The 19509-nt window shown below is 40.7% G+C and carries 17 protein-coding genes; 9 read left to right on the top strand and 8 right to left on the bottom strand.

The window, feature by feature from the left end; genetic code table 11:
* Positions 1-116 precede the first annotated feature (116 nt).
* Positions 117-488, top strand: a complete 372-nt coding sequence (locus ABWV45_RS13980) for a DUF4345 family protein (protein ID WP_353352333.1) — start codon at positions 117-119, stop codon at positions 486-488.
* Positions 489-596: 108 nt separating this feature from the next.
* Here ABWV45_RS13980 and ABWV45_RS13975 read toward each other — a convergent pair whose 3' ends face one another.
* Positions 597-935, bottom strand: coding sequence for a PBPRA1643 family SWIM/SEC-C metal-binding motif protein (locus ABWV45_RS13975; RefSeq protein ID WP_353352332.1), 339 nt, complete (start codon positions 933-935; stop codon positions 597-599).
* Positions 936-1317: 382 nt separating this feature from the next.
* Between ABWV45_RS13975 and ptsP the strand changes: the two genes are divergently transcribed.
* Complete coding sequence (gene ptsP / locus ABWV45_RS13970; RefSeq protein WP_353352331.1) at positions 1318-3564, top strand: phosphoenolpyruvate--protein phosphotransferase; 2247 nt, start codon at positions 1318-1320, stop codon at positions 3562-3564.
* A gap of 5 nt (positions 3565-3569) precedes the next feature.
* Here ptsP and ABWV45_RS13965 read toward each other — a convergent pair whose 3' ends face one another.
* Positions 3570-4091 carry a MarR family winged helix-turn-helix transcriptional regulator gene (locus tag ABWV45_RS13965; protein ID WP_353352330.1) on the bottom strand — a complete coding sequence of 174 codons (522 nt, stop codon included), beginning with the start codon at positions 4089-4091 and terminating at the stop codon, positions 3570-3572.
* A 90-nt stretch (positions 4092-4181) separates the two neighbouring features.
* Complete coding sequence (locus ABWV45_RS13960; RefSeq protein WP_353352329.1) at positions 4182-4736, bottom strand: MarR family winged helix-turn-helix transcriptional regulator; 555 nt, start codon at positions 4734-4736, stop codon at positions 4182-4184.
* Positions 4737-5249: 513 nt separating this feature from the next.
* Between ABWV45_RS13960 and ectA the strand changes: the two genes are divergently transcribed.
* The 5 genes from ectA to ABWV45_RS13935 all read left to right on the top strand — a co-directional run bounded on the left by ectA (position 5250) and on the right by ABWV45_RS13935 (position 10714).
* On the top strand, positions 5250-5741 hold the full coding sequence (gene ectA, locus ABWV45_RS13955) for a diaminobutyrate acetyltransferase (protein ID WP_353352328.1): 492 nt from the start codon (positions 5250-5252) through the stop codon (positions 5739-5741).
* A 52-nt stretch (positions 5742-5793) separates the two neighbouring features.
* Complete coding sequence (gene ectB / locus ABWV45_RS13950; protein WP_353352327.1) at positions 5794-7098, top strand: diaminobutyrate--2-oxoglutarate transaminase; 1305 nt, start codon at positions 5794-5796, stop codon at positions 7096-7098.
* Positions 7099-7169: 71 nt separating this feature from the next.
* Positions 7170-7574, top strand: coding sequence for an ectoine synthase (locus ABWV45_RS13945; protein ID WP_353352326.1), 405 nt, complete (start codon positions 7170-7172; stop codon positions 7572-7574).
* 57 nt (positions 7575-7631) lie between these two features.
* Entirely contained in the window at positions 7632-9077 is a 1446-nt protein-coding gene (locus tag ABWV45_RS13940) for an aspartate kinase (RefSeq protein ID WP_353352325.1), read from the top strand.
* Between the two features lie 446 nt (positions 9078-9523).
* Positions 9524-10714, top strand: coding sequence for a GAF domain-containing sensor histidine kinase (locus ABWV45_RS13935; RefSeq protein ID WP_353352324.1), 1191 nt, complete (start codon positions 9524-9526; stop codon positions 10712-10714).
* 9 nt (positions 10715-10723) lie between these two features.
* Here ABWV45_RS13935 and ABWV45_RS13930 read toward each other — a convergent pair whose 3' ends face one another.
* A complete protein-coding gene (locus tag ABWV45_RS13930; RefSeq protein ID WP_353352323.1) occupies positions 10724-11416 on the bottom strand; it encodes a Crp/Fnr family transcriptional regulator in 693 nt (230 codons plus the stop codon).
* A gap of 74 nt (positions 11417-11490) precedes the next feature.
* Between ABWV45_RS13930 and ABWV45_RS13925 the strand changes: the two genes are divergently transcribed.
* Positions 11491-12258 (top strand): class II aldolase/adducin family protein, encoded by a 768-nt coding sequence (locus ABWV45_RS13925; protein ID WP_353352322.1) that lies wholly within the window; start codon positions 11491-11493, stop codon positions 12256-12258.
* 57 nt (positions 12259-12315) lie between these two features.
* Here ABWV45_RS13925 and folE read toward each other — a convergent pair whose 3' ends face one another.
* The 4 genes from folE to ABWV45_RS13905 all read right to left on the bottom strand — a co-directional run bounded on the left by folE (position 12316) and on the right by ABWV45_RS13905 (position 18333).
* Positions 12316-12954: a GTP cyclohydrolase I FolE gene (gene folE / locus ABWV45_RS13920; protein WP_353352321.1), complete on the bottom strand. Its 639-nt coding sequence runs from the start codon at positions 12952-12954 to the stop codon at positions 12316-12318.
* Positions 12954-13337 (bottom strand): dihydroneopterin triphosphate 2'-epimerase, encoded by a 384-nt coding sequence (folX, locus tag ABWV45_RS13915; RefSeq protein ID WP_353352411.1) that lies wholly within the window; start codon positions 13335-13337, stop codon positions 12954-12956. Before folX ends, folE begins: the two co-directional genes overlap by 1 nt.
* Before the next feature lie 329 nt (positions 13338-13666).
* Positions 13667-16810 (bottom strand): IPT/TIG domain-containing protein, encoded by a 3144-nt coding sequence (locus tag ABWV45_RS13910; protein WP_353352320.1) that lies wholly within the window; start codon positions 16808-16810, stop codon positions 13667-13669.
* Between the two features lie 674 nt (positions 16811-17484).
* Entirely contained in the window at positions 17485-18333 is an 849-nt protein-coding gene (locus ABWV45_RS13905) for an alpha/beta fold hydrolase (RefSeq protein ID WP_353352319.1), read from the bottom strand.
* 342 nt (positions 18334-18675) lie between these two features.
* Between ABWV45_RS13905 and ABWV45_RS13900 the strand changes: the two genes are divergently transcribed.
* On the top strand, positions 18676-19482 hold the full coding sequence (locus tag ABWV45_RS13900) for a hypothetical protein (protein ID WP_353352318.1): 807 nt from the start codon (positions 18676-18678) through the stop codon (positions 19480-19482).
* Positions 19483-19509 lie beyond the last annotated feature (27 nt).

Below are 19509 nucleotides of genomic sequence, written 5' to 3'. Positions count from 1 at the left end.
TGTTAGTTTGTTCTCAGGGTTTTCTTAATATATTGCTTTGCTGAGATAATCATTCTTTCTTTTTAACATTATTTAATATATGCCTAAAGGCAATAGATTGAAAAATAGAGTGTTTTATGATGGTATTAAGATTAGTTGGATTTATTTACTGTACATCAGCACTTTGGTGTTTAGTTTTTCCAGAGTTATCCAGTAGTGGGCTTGGCCTGCATTTGACCACTGCTTCTGCAAAGGTTGAATTTATATCGGTATATGGCGGGCTTCAGATGGGCTTGGGCTTGGCCATGATTGTTTCCTCATTTAACCCTAAATTATTAATTGGCGCTGTTTTTTTCAGTTTTATCTTTTCGTCGATTCTAGTGGTTGTTCGAGTAGGGTCTATTTTATTCTTTGGTGCAAATGAGATGATATGGAGTTTACTGTTTTTAGAACTCAGTATTTCTATGCTGTTTTTGTGGTATTTGATAAAAAATCGCGACAAATATTAAAAGGCTGATATTTTTTGGTTTCAATTGAGTGATAAGTAGCTTAGGTGATTGCTTTAAACAGGGTAATTTAATGAATAAGCCGAGTAGTCTCGGCTCATTTAAAGACTGCTATCCGCAGCACTTTTTATATTTTTTACCACTGCCACAAGGGCAAGGGTCATTACGACTAGCCAGTTTTGTTGTGGTGGCTGCCGTTACTTCTTTACGATCCTGCAGGATCTCTAAATCACGAATGTTCTCTTCTGAGTTGGCATCTACCGTAATAATGCTGGCCCAGCCATTTTCTTCAAAGACGCTAATAAGCTCAAGTTTTCGCTCTTCTGTGGGTACGGTGATATTGGCAGGTGCTTTATCTGTGCCTAAACGAATATTTTTATTGGTTTCAAAGCCTGGGCTTGCGTGCGCCGGCTTTTTCATTTGAGTACCTTTGTAGAAGAATTTGGACATGATTCACCATTTATTAGAAGATTCTGGCCAGAATCGCCCTTAATAAGGCGGGCAGAGGACTTAGCCTGTTTTGCGTACATTGTAGTGTATTTATGGCTAAAGATCCTAACTGGTTTTGACCATTTATGCTTAATGCACCTTTAAATGATGTGAGTTAGGCTGTGGTATACCCAGTTTGCTCTACTGTGTAGCCTTGGTGGTGGAAGTAACGAATTTACCAATACTAATATCTGGGTACACACTCTTTTGGAAACAGTTTCGGAACAATCCGTTTCGCAATTTTAGCGGTATTAGCTCAGTTATTTGGTGATTGCTAAAAAAGAAAGGGGCTAAAACTGTTACAATTAGACCCTTCAATTTCATTCAGTTGGTAAGGTGAATCATGAGTAATACCATTCTACAGTTAACGCGTATTGTGCAGCAGGTGGCTTTGGCCGATACGCCTGAAGCGCAGATGTCGTTGATTGTAGACTCAATTAGTGATGTAGCAGGAGTGGATGTTTGCAGTTTATATCGCACTAATGACCAGCAAGATATGGTGCTGTTGGCGAGTCATGGCTTAAAGCACAAAGGCAATATCACCATTTCAAAGGGTAAAGGCTTAGTGGGCTTGGTAGCCAGAAGTCGTCACCCCGTAAATGTAGCTGATGCGGCCTCTCATGAGCACTATTATTATCTGCCACAAACCCAAGAAGAAAAATTTGTCAGTTTTTGTGGTGTGCCTTTGGTGATGTTTGGCAAGGTCATCGGTGTTTTAGTTGTGCAAAGTCGCAAGGAAGAATTACTCAGTAAAGAAAATGAAGGCTTCTTGGTGGCACTGGCTTCGCAGTTAGCCTTGATAGTATCGGATATTCCCCTAGAGGCAAAAACTGAAGATCAAAATGATCGTCATAACGGTGTTAAGGGTGCGCCGGGTATTAGTATTGGTCAAATTCGTTTGTGTTTAACGGGGGAGTTAAACAATGTTCCTGATGCGAAATGTGACGACATAGAAGACGCCATTACAAAATGGCATGGACTTCTAGAAGATGTGAAACAAGATATTGAACATGAACAAAAAGCACTGGGGTCTGATCTGCCTGATGCGGTAGCGGCTATTTTTGATGCCTATCGAATGCTACTTGCTGATCACGCATTAATTGACAAAGTTGTTATGGAGATTCGCGCAGGCCACTGGCTACCTTATGCCTTAAAACTTGCCATTGGCCATTACCATGACATTTTTCACGCTATGGAAGACGCCTACTTCCGAGCCCGCGCCGAGGATATTTTACACTTAGGCAATAAGCTTTATAACGTGTGGCGGGGCGCAAAAAGCATTGATGTTAATCACATAGATGGCCCTGTTGTCTTAATGGGGGCGCAAGTTAGTGTTTCTGATATGGCATCTGTACCTGATAACAAGTTAGTTGGTATCGTGTGTTATGAAGGTTCTAGTTTGTCGCATACCTCAGTACTGGCCAATGCCATGGGGATTCCAGCGGTTATGGGTACAGGAACATTAAAAAGTATCCATGATGGTGACACGGCCATTATCGATGGTAATGAAGGGCAAATTATCCTGCACCCAAGTAGTGTGGTGGCCACAGAATTTAAAACCCTCATTGAAAAAGAAAAAAGCCTTAACAAGCAGCTCTCATTATTAAAAGAATTACCGGCTCAAACAATCGACGGTGAAACCATTGAGCTTCTTACCAATACAGGTTTGTTAGCTGATATTAGTCCGGGATTAAAAAGTGGGGCGCAAGGGGTAGGGTTATACCGCACAGAAATTCCCTTTATGGTACGCGACAGTTTCCCAAGTGAAGATGAACAAGTACAGGTTTATGAGCGTGTGCTGCAAGCCTATGAAAACAAACCAGTCTACATGCGTACTTTGGATATAGGCGGAGATAAGCAGTTACCTTACTTTCCTATTCATCATGAAGAAAACCCAGCCCTTGGTTGGCGCGGCATTCGCTTTACCTTAGATAACATCCAGTTATTGATGACCCAAGTACGAGCCATGATACGTGCGGCACAAGGGCATAATAACCTACATATATTGTTGCCAATGGTTATCTCTACCGGTGAGGTGACCACATTTATTGAGTTGCTTGATGATGCGATTAACCAGCTAATAGAAGAGGGCCTGACAATTGTTCGGCCAAAAGTTGGAGTCATGGTTGAAGTCCCTGCGGCTATTTCTCAAATACCGTTATGGGCTAAATACATTGATTTTATTTCCATTGGCTCCAATGATTTAAGTCAGTACTTATTAGCCTTGGATAGAAATAATTCCAGAGTCGCTGGTCGATACGATCACGTTCACCCTGCGGTGATTCATGAGGTTAACCGAATCGTAAAATTGGCCAAAGATCATAACTTAAAAGTGAGCTTGTGCGGCGAAATGGCGGCGGACCCCATTGCGGTGGTGTTGCTAATGGGCATGGGTATTAAGCGTCTATCTATGAGTGCGGCAAAATTACCGAAAATTAAGTATTTGATTCGCTGTATGTCTTTATCTCAAAGTAAGCAGGTGCTCATTGCGGCGCTGGCGTGTGACAGCAATATTGCCATTCGACAACTGGTTGAGCAAAAGCTTGAAGACATTGGTTTTAATGAATATATGCATTCTCAACAGGGCTAAGGCTGTTAGTCAGCCTTTTTCTCGTCGTAACCGATAGCTCTTTCAGTTGGATTGCTTTGGCGATCTAATATGCCAATGTCTAATACAGGTGAGGCATCAATGTGTTGCGCATCCATCATTTGTGCAACTCGTTGTAAGGAAGAGATGATCATCGTTTGCTCCCATTCTTGTAGGTCACCAAACTGACGGGCGAAATGATCCTGTAATGGCATAGGTGCATCTTGCAGTACTTCTGCCCCTGTATCGGTTAGGTAAGTGTGCACTTTACGCTTATCGGTAGTTGAGCGTTCTCTATAGACATAACCACGTTTTTCTAAGCGATCAAGGATTGTTGTAACGGTGGCTTGGCTAAGGCTAATATCATTAGCAAGTTCACCAATGGTTACATGTCCCTTATTGCGAATGGCTTGGAGTAATAATATCTGTGGGGCCGTTAAGCCTGTGGTTTTTGCTAAGTGTTTAGAGTGTAAATCTGTGGCGCGAATAACACGCCGCAGAGCAACCAATACTTCATCAATTTGACTCAAAGCCGTGTCCTTTAATTTCAGGTAAGCAGTTATTATATCCTGCTCTTGGTATTAGACCAATTATTACTCTTGCCACCAAAGAGCAGTGGTTTATTGGTGTACGTCATGACGGTCAAGCTTACCGATATCCAGTACTGGTGCGGCATTAATTTCATGTGCATTCATCATTTGGGCTACTCGCTGCAATGATGATATCAGTAGCGTTTGCTCCCACTCTTTTAATTGGTCAAATTGCCGTGCAAGTTGATCCTGCAGAGGGGGTGGGGCATCGTGTAAAACACGCTCGGCTTCCTCCGATAAATAGGCATGAACCTTACGTTTATCTGTGAGGGAGCGTTCTCGATAAACCAGATGACGCTTTTCTAGGCGATCCAAAATACTTGTGACGGTGGCCTGTGACAGGCTTACTTTATGCGCAATCTCACCAATGGTGACCTGCCCCATATTGCGGATACTTTGCAGTACCATAATTTGAGGGGCAGTTAGTCCTGTGGTTTTTGCCAGATATTTCGAGTGCAAGTCTGTCGCTCGGATCACACGTCGAAGGGCTATGAGAACGTCTTCAACGCGCTGATCAAACTGCTTGTCTTGTGAGCGTAAGCCATTTTGAGCTGGATTTTGAAAGGTTAGCTTAGCTTCATTCATAGCGTTCTTCTTATTATGTATATCCGCATTAGTCACGATGTATAACCTCTGAGGGCAGATCAAGCGCCTTTTTAATCCGCAACCCCATTCCCCGTAATATCGTGACAATTAATCACACTCATGCATCTCCACGAATGCTTATAGTGCCTTTCAATTCTGGTGCTGCACCATGAAGCACAGGAAGCCTTACCATAGGGCATAATTTCACGGAATGGCCGTTATTAATTGTACTTGAGGCCATGCATTTATATACAAGCCAATGCACCGCTTCTTGGTTAATACATTAATAATGTAATAAAAAGCCCTTTATATAAGGGTGAATTCATAACTATTATTTAGTGTACTATATTTATAGTACTAAATAAAATCTCCCCTAAATACCTCAATAAAGCCGATATTTGGTAGTTTTTTGTATGTAAAATGAGCTTTTTGTCTCAGAATCGGCTTTAAGGGTTTAAAAAATACTTAGAGTAGTAAATAATAGAGCTCTTAAAGTTATTAGGATTTACATCTATGCCACTGGCAATTGAGTTAAAGGTACCCAAAGACACAGACGGCATGTTGGTGCACAAATTGGTGCAAAGCTGCCCACCATTGGATACTAACTCGGCTTACTGCAATCTATTGCAGTGCACTCACTTTGCGGATACTTCGGTAGCAGCAGTATTGGACGAGCAGTTAGTTGGGTTTATTTCAGGTTATATTTTGCCGGCCCGTCCAGATACTTTGTTCATTTGGCAAGTGGCTGTTTCTGATCAAACAAGGGGGCAAGGGCTTGCATCTAAAATGATCCAGCACATTTTGCAGCGAGCAAACTGCGAGCAAGTGGCATTTATTGAAACCACCATTACCGAATCCAATGAAGCATCGTGGGCGCTATTTGGCAGCATGGCCAGAAAACTCGAGGCCACCCTAGAGCGTTCTGAGATGTTTGAAAAACAAGCTCATTTTCATGGCGAGCACGACAGCGAGATGCTGGTGCGTATTGGCCCTTTTACCTGTTAATTCGCACATTCAATGTGTAACCGAATTTAAAATTATTCTTGAGGAAACCAGCATGAAGATTTTTGACGAGATCGAATCAGAAGTGCAGTCATATGCCCGTTCATTCCCACGCTTATTCAATAAAGCACAGGGCGAATTTTTATATGATGAAGATGGCACCCAGTACCTAGACTTTTTAGCGGGTGCGGGTACGTTGAATTACGGCCATAACAATCCTATTTTCAAAGAAAAGCTTCTAGAATACATTCACGCTGATGGTATTACTCATGGTTTGGATTTGCACACAAAAGCAAAAGGTGAGTTTTTAGAGTCGTTTAATGAAAAAATTCTAAAGCCTCGTAATCTAGATTACATGGTTCAATTTACTGGGCCTACTGGCACTAACGCAGTAGAAGCGGCATTGAAGCTTGCTCGTAATATTAAAGGCCGTGAAAATGTTATTTCTTTTACAAATGGTTTTCACGGTGTGAGTTTAGGTTCATTGGCCACTACAGGTAATTCTCATCACCGCGGAGCCGCTGGTGTGAGTTTGGGCGGATCATCCCGTTTACCATTTGATGGTTATTTAGGCGATGAACTGGATACTACCTTTTATTTAGATAAAGTCTTGTCCGATTCAAGTAGTGGTATTGACTTACCCGCTGCCGTGATTGTTGAAACAGTACAAGGTGAAGGCGGGATTAATGCTGCAAGTTTTGAATGGCTACAGAATTTAGAAAAAGTGTGTCGTAAGCATGACGTATTAATGATTGTTGATGACATTCAAGCGGGTTGTGGCCGTACAGGAACTTTCTTCAGTTTTGAAGAAGCAGGCATCAAGCCAGACATCGTAACGCTATCAAAATCATTCAGCGGATACGGTTTACCGTTTGCAGTTGTATTAATGAGCCCAGATTTAGACCAATGGAAGCCGGGTGAGCATAACGGTACGTTCCGTGGGAATAACCTTGCGTTTGTAACCGCGAAAGCAGCGATTGATACTTTTTGGAGTGATGATCAATTCACCAAAGAGATTAAACGTAAAGGTGACTATATTGCGAAACGCCTTGATGATATTGCCGAAAAATTCGGTGAAGGTAATTTTACTACACGTGGTCGTGGCATGATGCGCGGTATTAGCTGTGTAAATGGTGAAATTGCTAATCAAATTACCAAAGCAGCCTTCAAACAAAACTTAATCATTGAAACTAGTGGTGCAGATGATGAAGTGGTTAAATTCTTATGTCCATTGATCATTAGTGATAGCAGCTTGAAACAAGGCTTAGATATTGTTGAAGATGCGATTAAAGCGGTATGTGCAAAAGAAGACATCCCTGAAGACAAAGATTACTTTGATGATGTTGAGATGGCCAGCTAGCCCGTAGCGAGTTGTAATGGCGCATTAAATTGCGCCAATTGTAAGTTATTAAATTGTTTATTGGTTTTATTATGATTGTTAGAACACTTCAAGAAGCAGAGCAAACAGAACGCCGTATCGTTGATCCGAACAATAACTGGGAGAGCACTCGTTTATTGTTGAAAAATGACAACATGGGGTTCTCATTTCATATTACCACCATATATGAAGGTGCTGACTTTCAAATGCATTATCAAAATCATTTAGAATCGGTATTTTGCATGTCAGGTGAAGGGGAAGTTGAAACATTAGCCGACGGCAAAGTGTACCCAATTAAGCCGGGCACCGTGTATGTTTTAGATAAACATGACAAGCATATCTTACGCGCAAGCAAAGAAATGAAAATGGCCTGTGTATTCAACCCGCCAATTATAGGCAATGAAGTACACAATAAAGACGGTGCGTATGAACTAACCGCCGATGAAATAACCGACTGATTTTATTTAGTATCAATTTATTAAATTTTAAATTAACTGAATAAAACAGGAAACAACATGACATTGGCAAAACACAGCGTAGAGAAAATCGGCGGCACATCCATGACGGATTATGTCTCAGTGCGAGACAATATTATCCTACAGCCGCTAGAAGGTAGTGACTTATACCAACGAGTTTTTGTGGTAAGTGCGTATGGCGGTTTGACCGACAAACTGCTTGAACATAAAAAAAATGGTCAGCCTGGGGTTTATGCGCTGTTTGCCAATGGCGTGAATGATGATAGCTGGCTGACAGCGTTATTAGATTTAAAGCAGGAAATGCTCAATATTAATGAAACACTGTTTAATGGTGAATCATTACAACATGCAAATCAATTTATTACAGAGCGCATTGATAACGCACAACATGTATTAGCAGACCTTCAAAGCTTGTGCAGTCATGGCCATTTTGCCATAGCGGATCACCTTGACACGGTACGTGAAATGTTAGCGAGTATTGGTGAAGCCCATAGCGCATGGAACATGGCGGCTTTATTACAGCGCGATGGAGTGAATGCGGTGTTTGTTGATTTAACCGCATGGCAAACTGCACAGCATATGAGTTTAGACGAGCGTATCCAGCTTGCATTTCAAGACTTAGACTTATCAAAACAACTGCCAATTGTCACAGGGTACGCACATTCTGAAGATGGGTTAATGAGCACCTTTGATCGTGGTTATTCAGAAATGACATTTAGCCGTATTGCTGTATTAAGCCAAGCAAAAGAAGCGGTGATCCATAAAGAATTCCATTTAAGCAGTGCTGATCCGCGTTTAGTAGGTGAAGATAACGCGGTACCGATTGGTCGGACTAACTACGATGTGGCAGATCAATTAGCTAATTTAGGAATGGAAGCCATTCATCCAAAGGCGGCTAAAGGTTTACGTCAAAATAAAATTGCGTTACGTGTTAAAAATACATTCGAGCCAGAACATAAAGGCACTTTAATTACAGGGGATTACGTAAGTGATAAACCCTGTGTTGAGATCATAGCGGGTTGTAAAGGTGTTTACGCTATTGAAGTGTTTGATCAAGATATGGCGGGTAATATTTCTCAAATTGACCAAGATATTTTACGTATTATCCAACGCTTTAAAGGGCACGTGGTCTCTAAAGATATTAATGCCAATACCATTACACATTATTTATCTACAAACCTGAAAACAGTGAAGCGAATTCATCGGGCGTTAGAAGAGCAGCTTGATGAAGCAGAAATCAAACAACAAAAAGTGGCTGTTGTATCGGCTATTGGCAGTGACATGCAGGTGCCTGGTATTTTGGCTAAAACAGTAAAAGCGTTAGCAGATCAAAATATCAGTGTATTAGCTATGCACCAATCCATGCGTCAAGTGGACATGCAATTTTTAGTAAACGAAAGCGATTATGATCAGGCCATTCGCAGCCTGCACAGTTGTTTAGTTGAAGTGCATGATCACGGAGATGCCATATGTTTGGCATCATAAAGAAACCCTGATGTTATAAATATGTGAGTTCTTTGCCGCTGCTCATGGCAGCGGATGAAGAAATTGTACTGACCGATGGGTGTCAATCACTATGATTGAGCCCCCCCTAGAGAAAATAATTCCCACAATAAAAGTATGCTTATAATTAAGTACTGACTATCGACCCAGAGAATAGCTATGCTATTTTACCTGCTATCCGGTAGTAGATATGCCTCAAGTGTATAAAGAGGCTGAAGTGCACAGGCACCCGCAAAGAAAATATATTAAGTGACCCTGTTATGCAGCCATTGCATAGCCATAAACATTTCAAATTGCCCGTGGGCGGTAAATCCTCAAGCGCTGTTCCTCCATAACCTCCCCAATTTTATGACTTGTTTTTTAACGTAGAAATTTCACAAGGCTCAAATATCTGAGCTAAGCTTAAGCAAACCATAATGAGATGTATCATGCAAAGTGCTCCTCCACATGACAAAGAAGCCCAGCGCTTAAAAGAGCTATTGCGACTAGAAGTGTTGGACACAGAAGATGATCTCATCCTAGATGAGTTGACTGAACTTGCCAGTCATATATGTGGCACACCCATCTCTTTAATTAGCTTGATTGATTTTGATCGACAATGGTTTAAATCCAGAGTCGGTTTGGCCGCCCATGAAACACCAAGGGAATTAGCGTTTTGTGCCCATGCCATATTGCAAGATGATGTATTTGAAGTCCCAAATGCATTAGAAGATAAGCGTTTTTTTGATAACCCTCTCGTTACAGATGATCCTGATATTCGGTTTTACGCAGGAGCCCCCTTAGTGACCAGAAACGGATTACCGATTGGCACCTTATGCGTTATTGATAAGCAACCTCGCCACCTAAATACCGGTCAAAAGCGAGCCCTTGAAATACTGGCTCATCAAGTAATAGGGCAATTAGAATTACGGCTAAATTACAAAAAACTGCAACGTGTGGACAAAGAACGTGAAAAAATATTTTCAGTAATTGGGCATGATTTACGTTCACCTTTTACCAGTGTGTTGGGTTTTGCTAAGCGGTTATCGCAAAAATCCCATGAGCTAAGCCCAGAAAAAACTCAGGACCTTGCCAATGGTGTTTGGTCTTCTGCCTTACAGGTTTATCAAGTATTAGAAGAGTTAATGCAATGGACACAGCAACGTATTGGTCGAACCCATTCTGATCCGAAAGTCCGCTTAATTTCCCCCATGATCGATGAAAGTATCCGCTTCTTGAATGACGGTTTTTTATTAAAGAAAATTACCTGCGTTAATCAAATTCAATCTGACGTTTCGCTATTGGTAGACAGTGCGATATTTAAAACCATTATTAGAAACATACTAGCCAATGCTATTAAATACTCCCCGATACAAGGGAAAATAGAAATTACCTTTGAGGCGCAGGAGAATGTTGGTGTGGTGATAATTGAGGATCAAGGCCAAGGGGTGCCAACACATTTATTAGGGCAATTATTTAACGATAGTGTTACCAGTACACCAGATACATCCGGTGAAATTGGAACGGGTATCGGCTTAAGTCTGTGCGCGGAATTGGTGGCTACGCAAAATGGTAAAATCTGGGTCGACCCTGATTACACCCAAGGTGCGCGAATTAAAATACAATTCCCCATGCAATAACCAGTGGTTTTATCCCTGTGGCACTGGGGAACTCATACATATGCTTTTTAATTTATCTGGCTTCAGTAAAGATACTTGATGATATTCTAATTTTATCCAACCTAATTCAGCCCACTGCAATAACAACTTAGAAACAGACTGCCTTGAAACCCCAAGCATGTGAGCAATGTCTTGCTGGTTAATGTTAAGTCCTTCTTTGGATGCATTTTGTAGTTCCAATAGGCGGTTGGCTAAACGTTCAGGTAAGGGTTGAATGGTAGCTTGTTCGGCTAAATTCATTGCTGTGCGAACACGCTGGCACAATTGTCGGGTAATGGCCTTTAGTGCGTCAAGGTCATTCATTATGTGGGTTTCGAAAGCCAATTTAGGGATGATGATCACCTGACACACTTGAGTGGCTTCGCAATCATGGGTGCGAGCAATGCCATCCAGTAGTGATATCTCCCCAAACCAATCACCAGCTTGTAAATATTTTAAGGTCAGCGCTTTACCTGTACTACTCATGGCGCTGACCTTAATTTTTCCGGAAAAAATTCCGTAATAACCAATAGCATCGCCACCTCGGTGTTGTAAGTATTGCCCTTTATTTAGCACTTTTATATAAGCACTTTGTGCAATGGCTTTGCGGTTCTCTGGGCTGGCCGCGGCAATACAGGGGTGACTTAGCAGGAGTTTGTTTTGGTCTGGGGTTAAATTTTCCATATATTGTCCAAAAATTGACAGAGTTTCACCTATATTCCATATAAGCTGAAAACATAATAATCAAGAGGTGCAGTATGAATACCCAAGCAAAACACCCAGTGAAAACCAGTGTAAGTTCAGAAGAATGGCAACTTCGCCAAGACCTTGCTGCATGTTACAACCTTGTTGCACATTATGGCTGGGATGACTTAATTTTTACTCATATTTCAGCGCGTATTTCAGGGCCAGAGCATCATTTTTTAATTAACCCATACGGTATGATGTTTGATGAGATTACCGCGTCTAGCTTGGTAAAAGTAGACCTAGAAGGGAATAAAGTCTTAGATACTGGGTATGACATAAACCCAGCAGGCTTCACAATCCATAGTGCCATTCACGAGGCCCGTGAAGACGCAAAAGTAGTACTGCACTTGCACACCAATGCAGGGGTGGCGGTATCGGCACAAAAAGAGGGTTTATTGGCAATATCGCAGCAATCTTTATTTCCGTTATCTGGGCTGTCTTATCATGAATATGAAGGGGTAGCCCTAAGGGAAGATGAAAAAGCCCGCTTACAACATGACTTAGGTGAAACAGACTTCATGATCTTGCGTAACCATGGTTTGCTAACGTGCGCTGAAAGTGTCGCAGATGCGTTTTTGAATATGTATATCTTACAGCGGGCCTGCGAAATTCAATTACTTGCGCAATCAGGTGGTAATGAATTAACGCCAATACCAGCGGGTATTGTGGATGGGATTCAAGCTTCAGCTAAAAAAGTCACCCATAATGCTGGCGGTGGCTTAGCTTGGCCAGGTTTGCTGCGCAAGCTTGATCGAATGGGTGCGCCGTACAAAGAGTAGGGTCAAACACTGCGGATTAGCTTTTGTATTAAAAAGCTAATCCGCACACAGCCAATACTAAGTAAGAAATTCCGCACGGGTATGTACATTGCTCTTAAATATACCCCCTAGCGCCGTAGTACTTGTATGAGAATGGGTATCCATCACCCCACGAGACTTCACACAAAAATGAGTTGCATCTATAGAAACGGCAACGTTTTCGGTTTCTAACAAAGTTTGCAAACTGATTAAAATTTGCTGAGTTAGTCGTTCTTGTACTTGTGGGCGTTGTGAGAAAAAGCGCACCAAACGGTTAATTTTAGATAACCCAATGATTTTAGTTTTAGGGATATAGGCCACCTTGGCAAAACCATCTATGGTGACAAAGTGGTGTTCACAGGTGCTGTTCAAATGTATATCACTGACCTTTACCATCTCATCCACTTGCATTTTGTTTTCAATAACCGACATTTTTGGAAAGTTGACATAATCTAGGCCGCCAAAGATTTCACTTACATACATTTTAGCTATGCGGTGAGGGGTTTCACTTAGGCTATCGTCTGTAAGATCCAGCCCTAGGGTTTCTACAACCGTTGTCATGGCTGTTTTAATAGCAGCGTATTTTTCATCGCTTGAAAGTGGATTTGCTTTCATGGGGGTTTCTAATCCCCGCGCGACTAAAGTATCGCGAACGAGTTTGGCTTCATCTGAGATCATTAGTGTTCGGCTCCAGTGTTAGATTTTCTCTTTGCCAAAGTTAAAGAAACCGAATCGGCAAAACGCAGTGCATGGGGTTTATCTATGGTGACTTGGGCAAACGTCACCGATGAATGCTGGCAGCAGATATCTAAAACATCCGATACCAATTTTTCTAATAACTTAAAGCGGCCACCTTCTACCAAGGCAATCATGGCTTTGGTGATGGTTTTATAATTTAGCGCACCTTCCACGTGATCGGTCAAACACAAGTGGCTAGCTGGGTAGTGGATTTCTGCATTAATAATCACATCTTGCTGCTTTTCTTGTTCTTCTGGATTAAAGCCAATAAAAGTGCGCAGGCGTAAATTTTTAATATTAATAATGGCTGTTTGGTCAGGCATCATGGCTTTTCTCAAAGTATTTAAGCTAATACGCTATGGTAATGGATTTGGATGTGTTTGTGACGACTTTATGAATATTGAGCAAAATTATCCATATTAAGGAGGTAAATCCCAAGTCTATCTTAGTGTTAATGGCGCTAATTCATATTGATGGCTGAGTTATGGTCAGTTTATAGGTGGAATAAGTGATTAACGAACATAAGCCCAAATTTACAGTAAGGTTTGACTTTTGATGTGGTGATGATGGGTAGGAGAAACTTTGGAAATGAAAGGGGTGCATGCTTAATGTGAAAACAAAAACGCCCTGAAATTCAGGGCGTTTTTGTTGCTTAGCTTAGTTTTACTTCAATGCATTCAACATTGGTATTAAATAGCAAGATAGTATCGCCGGAAACATAAGCGTCCACAATTTGCACTCGATTACCTGAACTATTATGAACCACTTCAACCCAATCGCTGGCGGTTGGGGAGCTATTAGTAGTGGCGTAAATGCAACCGGTTAATGTACCAATAACCAAGATCTTATCTGTACTTGCGATTTTTGTCGCTATATCTCCTGTGTTGGAAAAACTAGGTAGGCCAGAGTAACTGCCCCAAGTGTCTCCATCACTACTGCTGAAGTTTGAACTGCCAACAACAATAAATAGATTTAATAATGGTGACCACGTTATATCCCTAAAGCCGTTAGTTGGAAAGTTACTATTTGAAATAACCGTAGCACGATTGGATGCATCAAAGCTCACCAACTTTTGTGCATTAGTCGTATAAATGATTTTATTATTACCGCCTGTTCCATACTCGGTTAAGAAACCGGATTCACGTTCAATAGTTGAGTATTTGTAGGTGTCATTAGTGAGGTAGTAAAGGGATGAATCACCTGAATTATGCTGAGTCTCTGGATAGTTACGAACTGTCATTAAGGTATCGCCAGATACTACCGCAGAGCCAATATTTGCAGGTGCTTCAACACCCGGTGCTACATTCCAAGTCAACCCGTCAGTTGAACAGGCAAGGAAACCATCTAAGTAAGGAACGTTGGCACTGGTATATTTTGTCTGGTATGCAGAAATATAAAAATTGCCTTTATAAAAATATACGGCGGTTAAACGTACTCCCGCTGGAATAAACTGGCATAAACTATTTAGAGTAAATGCAGCGCTCCATGATTTACCATTATCGGTACTACGATAAATACTTCCTGCATTTTGAATTGCAAGTAAGACTGCATTGCCATTACTTGCGGATGAATAATAGTAACTACCAGGTAATCCAGAGCTGGTGGTTGTTAATACCACTTGAATATTCTGTGCATTTTCTGGTTGCGCTTCTTGTACGCCATTTGCTACCACACTTATTTCACCGGAAATCGCACCGGCAGGCACCGTTGCCTGTAAAGATGTGGCAGAGGTGACAGTGGCAGTAGCAGAAATAGCAGCCGTTTCAGTTAAAATCTCAGAGGTGCTTGAAGCACTTTGGAAAACTACCAAGGTATTACCAATGCTGGAGAAATTTGTACCTTTAACGGTTAATGTATTTCCTGTGGTGACCAACATAGGAGAGCATTCGGTAACGGTAGGAACTTGCTGAACTGTGAAACTTTGCTCAGATGCTTCACTGACTATACCGTGGCAAGAGATAGTAATAGGGCCGTTCGTAGCATCGCTTGGAACAGTAACGGTTAATGTTGTGCCATCGGCAGAGGTACTTTGTACCACGGCGTTTACAGGACCATTAGCACCGGAAAAATTTACAACAGGTTGATAAAATTCAGTGCCTGAAATGGTTATAGTGCTGTTAACGCCAGCAATAATAGGATTAATTTCAGAAATTGTAGGCTGTAATTGTATCGTCAACGGGGTAGACGGAAGACCTTGCTCGCCGTTGCAAGTAAGGGAGATAGGGCCAGAGCTTGCACCTTCTGGCACTTCGACAGTTATGGAGCCATTACTAGCACTGCTGGCAGCTATGCTTTTATTACCAGTAAATACCACTGTATTTTCTGCTGCGTTAGTTGCAAAAAAGCTGCCTGTAATGGTTAAGGTTTTGTTGATACCGACAGGGTTAGGTGAAAATCCAGTGACTTGTGGGAACTTAGGCATGAAGTTATGCAAGCTGCTGATAATGGTTTCACCGTCTTGGGTTTTAATTTCCGCTTGGAAGTAGTACGTCTTACCATTTTGTAGGCTATTCGAATTAATATTAAGGCTGAAACTTTCATCATTAATGCTTGCTGTATATAAATCGTTATAAATAGGATTGCTTGATAATCCATAGCGAAAACTAGCAGAGGCAATGTTTAAGTCGCTACCATTTCCAATGTTGCAGGTTAATGTTGTGGTCGATATTCCGAGATCAGATTGACACGTAAGGTATGGTAATTCTGAATTGTCAATGTTCAAAATTGAGTTAAAACCATTTCCAGAAGTAGCAATAGTAGAGAAATACAAAGTGTGTTCTGACGGGTCGACTGAAATTAATTGGGGATTACCGTTTGCTTCAATAACCGAATCATCAATCGTTAATGCACCTGTATTTTGATTAATGGCATACGTATAAATATTACGAGGTGGATTTTGTTGGAAACTCCAAGTAGAAAATATTCTTAGATTGTTTTTTGTAATGCAACCTAAAGTTGCCCCAATTGGGGTTGCCACAGGAGAGTTGCTCATTTCAGTGAGTGTAGTGCTTGTCGTATTTAAATTATAACAAGACAAGCAATATTTAGGGCTTGGTGCTCCGTATAAAAAAGCTTGTTCGTTTTCCAAAACATAGACATAGCTTTTTAGACTAAAAACCCCATAAGGGAATTTAGTATTTGTGGCTAAAGACTGTTTCAGAATAGGTGCAGCGCCTGTATCAGTGTTTAGTGAATATAAGGTTACAAACCCTGTTTCAGATTGATTGTAAATTGAAGAAGATGTAACGGCCAAACAATCCCCTTCATTTAGAACAGATATGTGATTAGCATTACCCAATGTTGATATTTTAAATTGAGTTTGTTCGGTTAATAGGCCCGTTTCATTATTAAATTGAAAACTGTGAATAGCACTAGGATTTGCACCGTTATTACTAGTTAATACTTCTAGTGTATAAATAAATTCACCATTGTTAGATATAGTAAATCTATTAGAATTAGTTGAAGTCGCCTGAGATACAGCGGCTGTACCAATGCTTCCGTCAGTTGCTATGGAAAATACATAAACATGATAATCTGCATTTGCAAATAACCATTTCCCATTGGGGTGGATGATTAAATCGCGAACGGCTTCTGCTCCGGGGCATGTAAAAGAGGTGCCAACTTGAGACAAGGCACCTGTATTTGCATCTCTACTATAACAACTGATTTCCCCGCCATGATATGGAGCATTGTTTGTCATATATGCGTATGAGCCATCGGCTGAAAAAACCAGTCCAGAAATGCGTGCACCAACTGAACCGCTACCTTCTGGGTATGTGTTATTTGTAATTGACATCTTTTTCCCTTGTTTATTTACGATAAATAGCTTATTTATGAATAATTATTGTTTGTATACTAATATTTTTTTATTAAAACAAAAAGATAAATATGTAAAACATAAGTAATTATAAAAAACATAATCCTCAGTTGGTTGATTAACTTGCTCATGGATCCAAAATGGAAAATAAGTTAGTCTAATTTTATTAATATTAAATTTTTGGTGTTTAAGATTTAACATGTTTATCACTCCAACTTTATTTGGTGCAAATATTTCAGGGGTTAATCGCCACGTGATATGCAGGTGTAAAATTTTTAGTTTATCTAGTGAGATATTAGACACACAAGGTAATGTTCTGGCCAAGCAAGTACGAATTAGTTGGTGGCGGTTGTCTTTTAATATAAAAACGGAAGAAGGCAGTTATAAATTTTTTTAAAAAACTAGGGCAATATTATTTAGAACATGAGGGTGGAGACGTTTTTTTTACCCATAACACCATGGGATTTTATAATGAAAAAATGCAAGCGGTAACGGAATTAAATCATACCAAGAAGTTTGGCAATTGTTGGCAACTTAATTTATTAATAGATAAGCATAAATCGGCTTTAGTATTAGCCAGTGTGACTATGTGTAAATTAACTCCTGCAGTATATTAGTGAGTCAGGCAATCTGACTCACAGGTTGATTAACCCCTATAAATGTTGTAAAAAATTTAAAATCTTTTCGTTCATCCAATCCGGGCATTCCACATTGGTCATGTGACCACAATCATCTTTGTGTTCATGTTTTATGTTTGGAATATGGTCAGTAAAGTATTGACTGGTCTTACAAAAAATATGATCTTTTTCTGCGGTGATGACCAATGTTGGGCAAATTATTTGTTTCAACAGATCTGTTCTTGGGTCGCTGTCGTTATAAAAGCTACGGACAAATTCCCCAATGCTTTTACCGTTACCGTCTTTCATAATATCTAAGCATTTTGCAAACAGCTCGTCACTGTTTTTAGCTGTAGCGACACCTGCGAACAGTGGGCCTGAATAGTGTTTTAGCCCTGCGATCATGATAGGCCAATCGTAATCTTCAAAACTGCGGGCCAGTTTTTCTATGGCTTGTTTGTTTTCATCTTCGGGTAAGTTACTAAATTGGGTGGTGGGACTGGTATTACAGAGTATTAATGATAATAAACGCTTGTCATCGGCGGAGTTGGTTGCATATTGCATGGCGTAGCGTGTAGCAATCATACCACCTGTACTATGGCCCATTAGATGGAATTGTTTTAAACCTAGGTGATCGGCAAAGGCGTGCAAGTCATCCACACAGGTTTCTATGTTGTAGTTGGTAGGTTCGCCTGTAATCGTGGTTAAGCCGTGGCCGCGGTAATCCAACGCAATGACGCGATAGTGCTTGCTTAATGCTTCTGCGATGCCTGTGTCCATCCAGTAGGCGCTGTGTTGGGATAGACCATGCAGGGCGATGATGGGTTCGCCTGTTCCCATTTCTTGGTAATGGAAGGAAACATTGTGGTGTTGAAAAGTCGGCATATTCAAATCACTATTTTATTTTTATCCAAGGACTATTACTAAGTTTTGCTGCAAGGTCAAATCACAGGGTTAAATGTAGTGCTATGGGGTAACGTGATGTCATAGCCTGAGTAGCCTTGGGCGGAAACACCTTGTCGGAGAGTCTACCTATCTGCGGGTGCGGTTAATGCCCGCTATTTGGGCTGAGATTTTCAATTCTGGCTATGTTGGACGGGTATTGAACTTATGCACTCTAAGTATAGGTGATTAGAACGGATTACCTTGCTTTATGGATTTTTTAAGGTGACACATAAGTTTCGTTAAAGTAAAATACGCGCCACATTTTATCTTATGGAGTAGATCATGAAGGGACTTCCTTTAACACTTGCTTTTTTAGCGCTACCAGCGTTTTCAGCCCCACAATTATCTAGTGAAATTCAAGCTGGTGACGTTTGGTTAACTGCTGGCGTTAGTCAGTCAGATGCAGATTGGGATCTGAAAAACCCTGATACGGGGGTGACATTCTCTGATAAGCAGTCTAGTGATGAGTTTATAGTAAGCAGTTTATTTGCTCTAGATAATAATAGTGATTTCACTCCTGTTATTGGTTTTTCATTTAAAAATGAAAAAGAAGACGACGATACCTCTAAAATATTTTCAGGGAAACTAGGTGCTTTAAAAAAGACATCAAGTGGTAAAAATATAGGTTTATTTGTTGAGTATAATCATAGTGATAACCCTGATGCCACAAGAGGCTCCTATGGTGCTGAGCTAATATTACAAACTAGTGATAAATTAAGTAAAATCAATAATCAATTAGAATTATCAATGGATATTCCAAAGGCAGAAGGAATAAATAAAGGCGGGAGAACGCTTGCGGTAATAAATACTTTAAAGATTTCATCTAGTGATGAGGTTGATTTAGAACTGTTCGCAGGTATTGGAGTTATTAGTGATATTAATTCTAAAACTGTAGACACAAAAGCCAAGAGCGACCCGTTTTTTGGTTTAGGTGGTAAAGTATATTTTAACCTTGATAAAAGCCTAACGGTAGCGGCAGGCATTTCTAAAGCGTTTGCGGGCGCTACTTACAGCGACTCTTTTGGTAACAAAGTAAACGCGGATCTTGACGATACTTCTTTTGGATTCCAGTTGATTAGCCGATTCTAATAATAATCAATTTCAAAGAGCATAAGC

Origin of the sequence: Oceaniserpentilla sp. 4NH20-0058 (assembly GCF_040371755.1) — a bacterium.
In the GTDB taxonomy this organism is placed as follows: Bacteria; Pseudomonadota; Gammaproteobacteria; order Pseudomonadales; family Oceanobacteraceae; genus Bermanella.
This window is presented reverse-complemented; position numbering and strand designations above follow the sequence as displayed.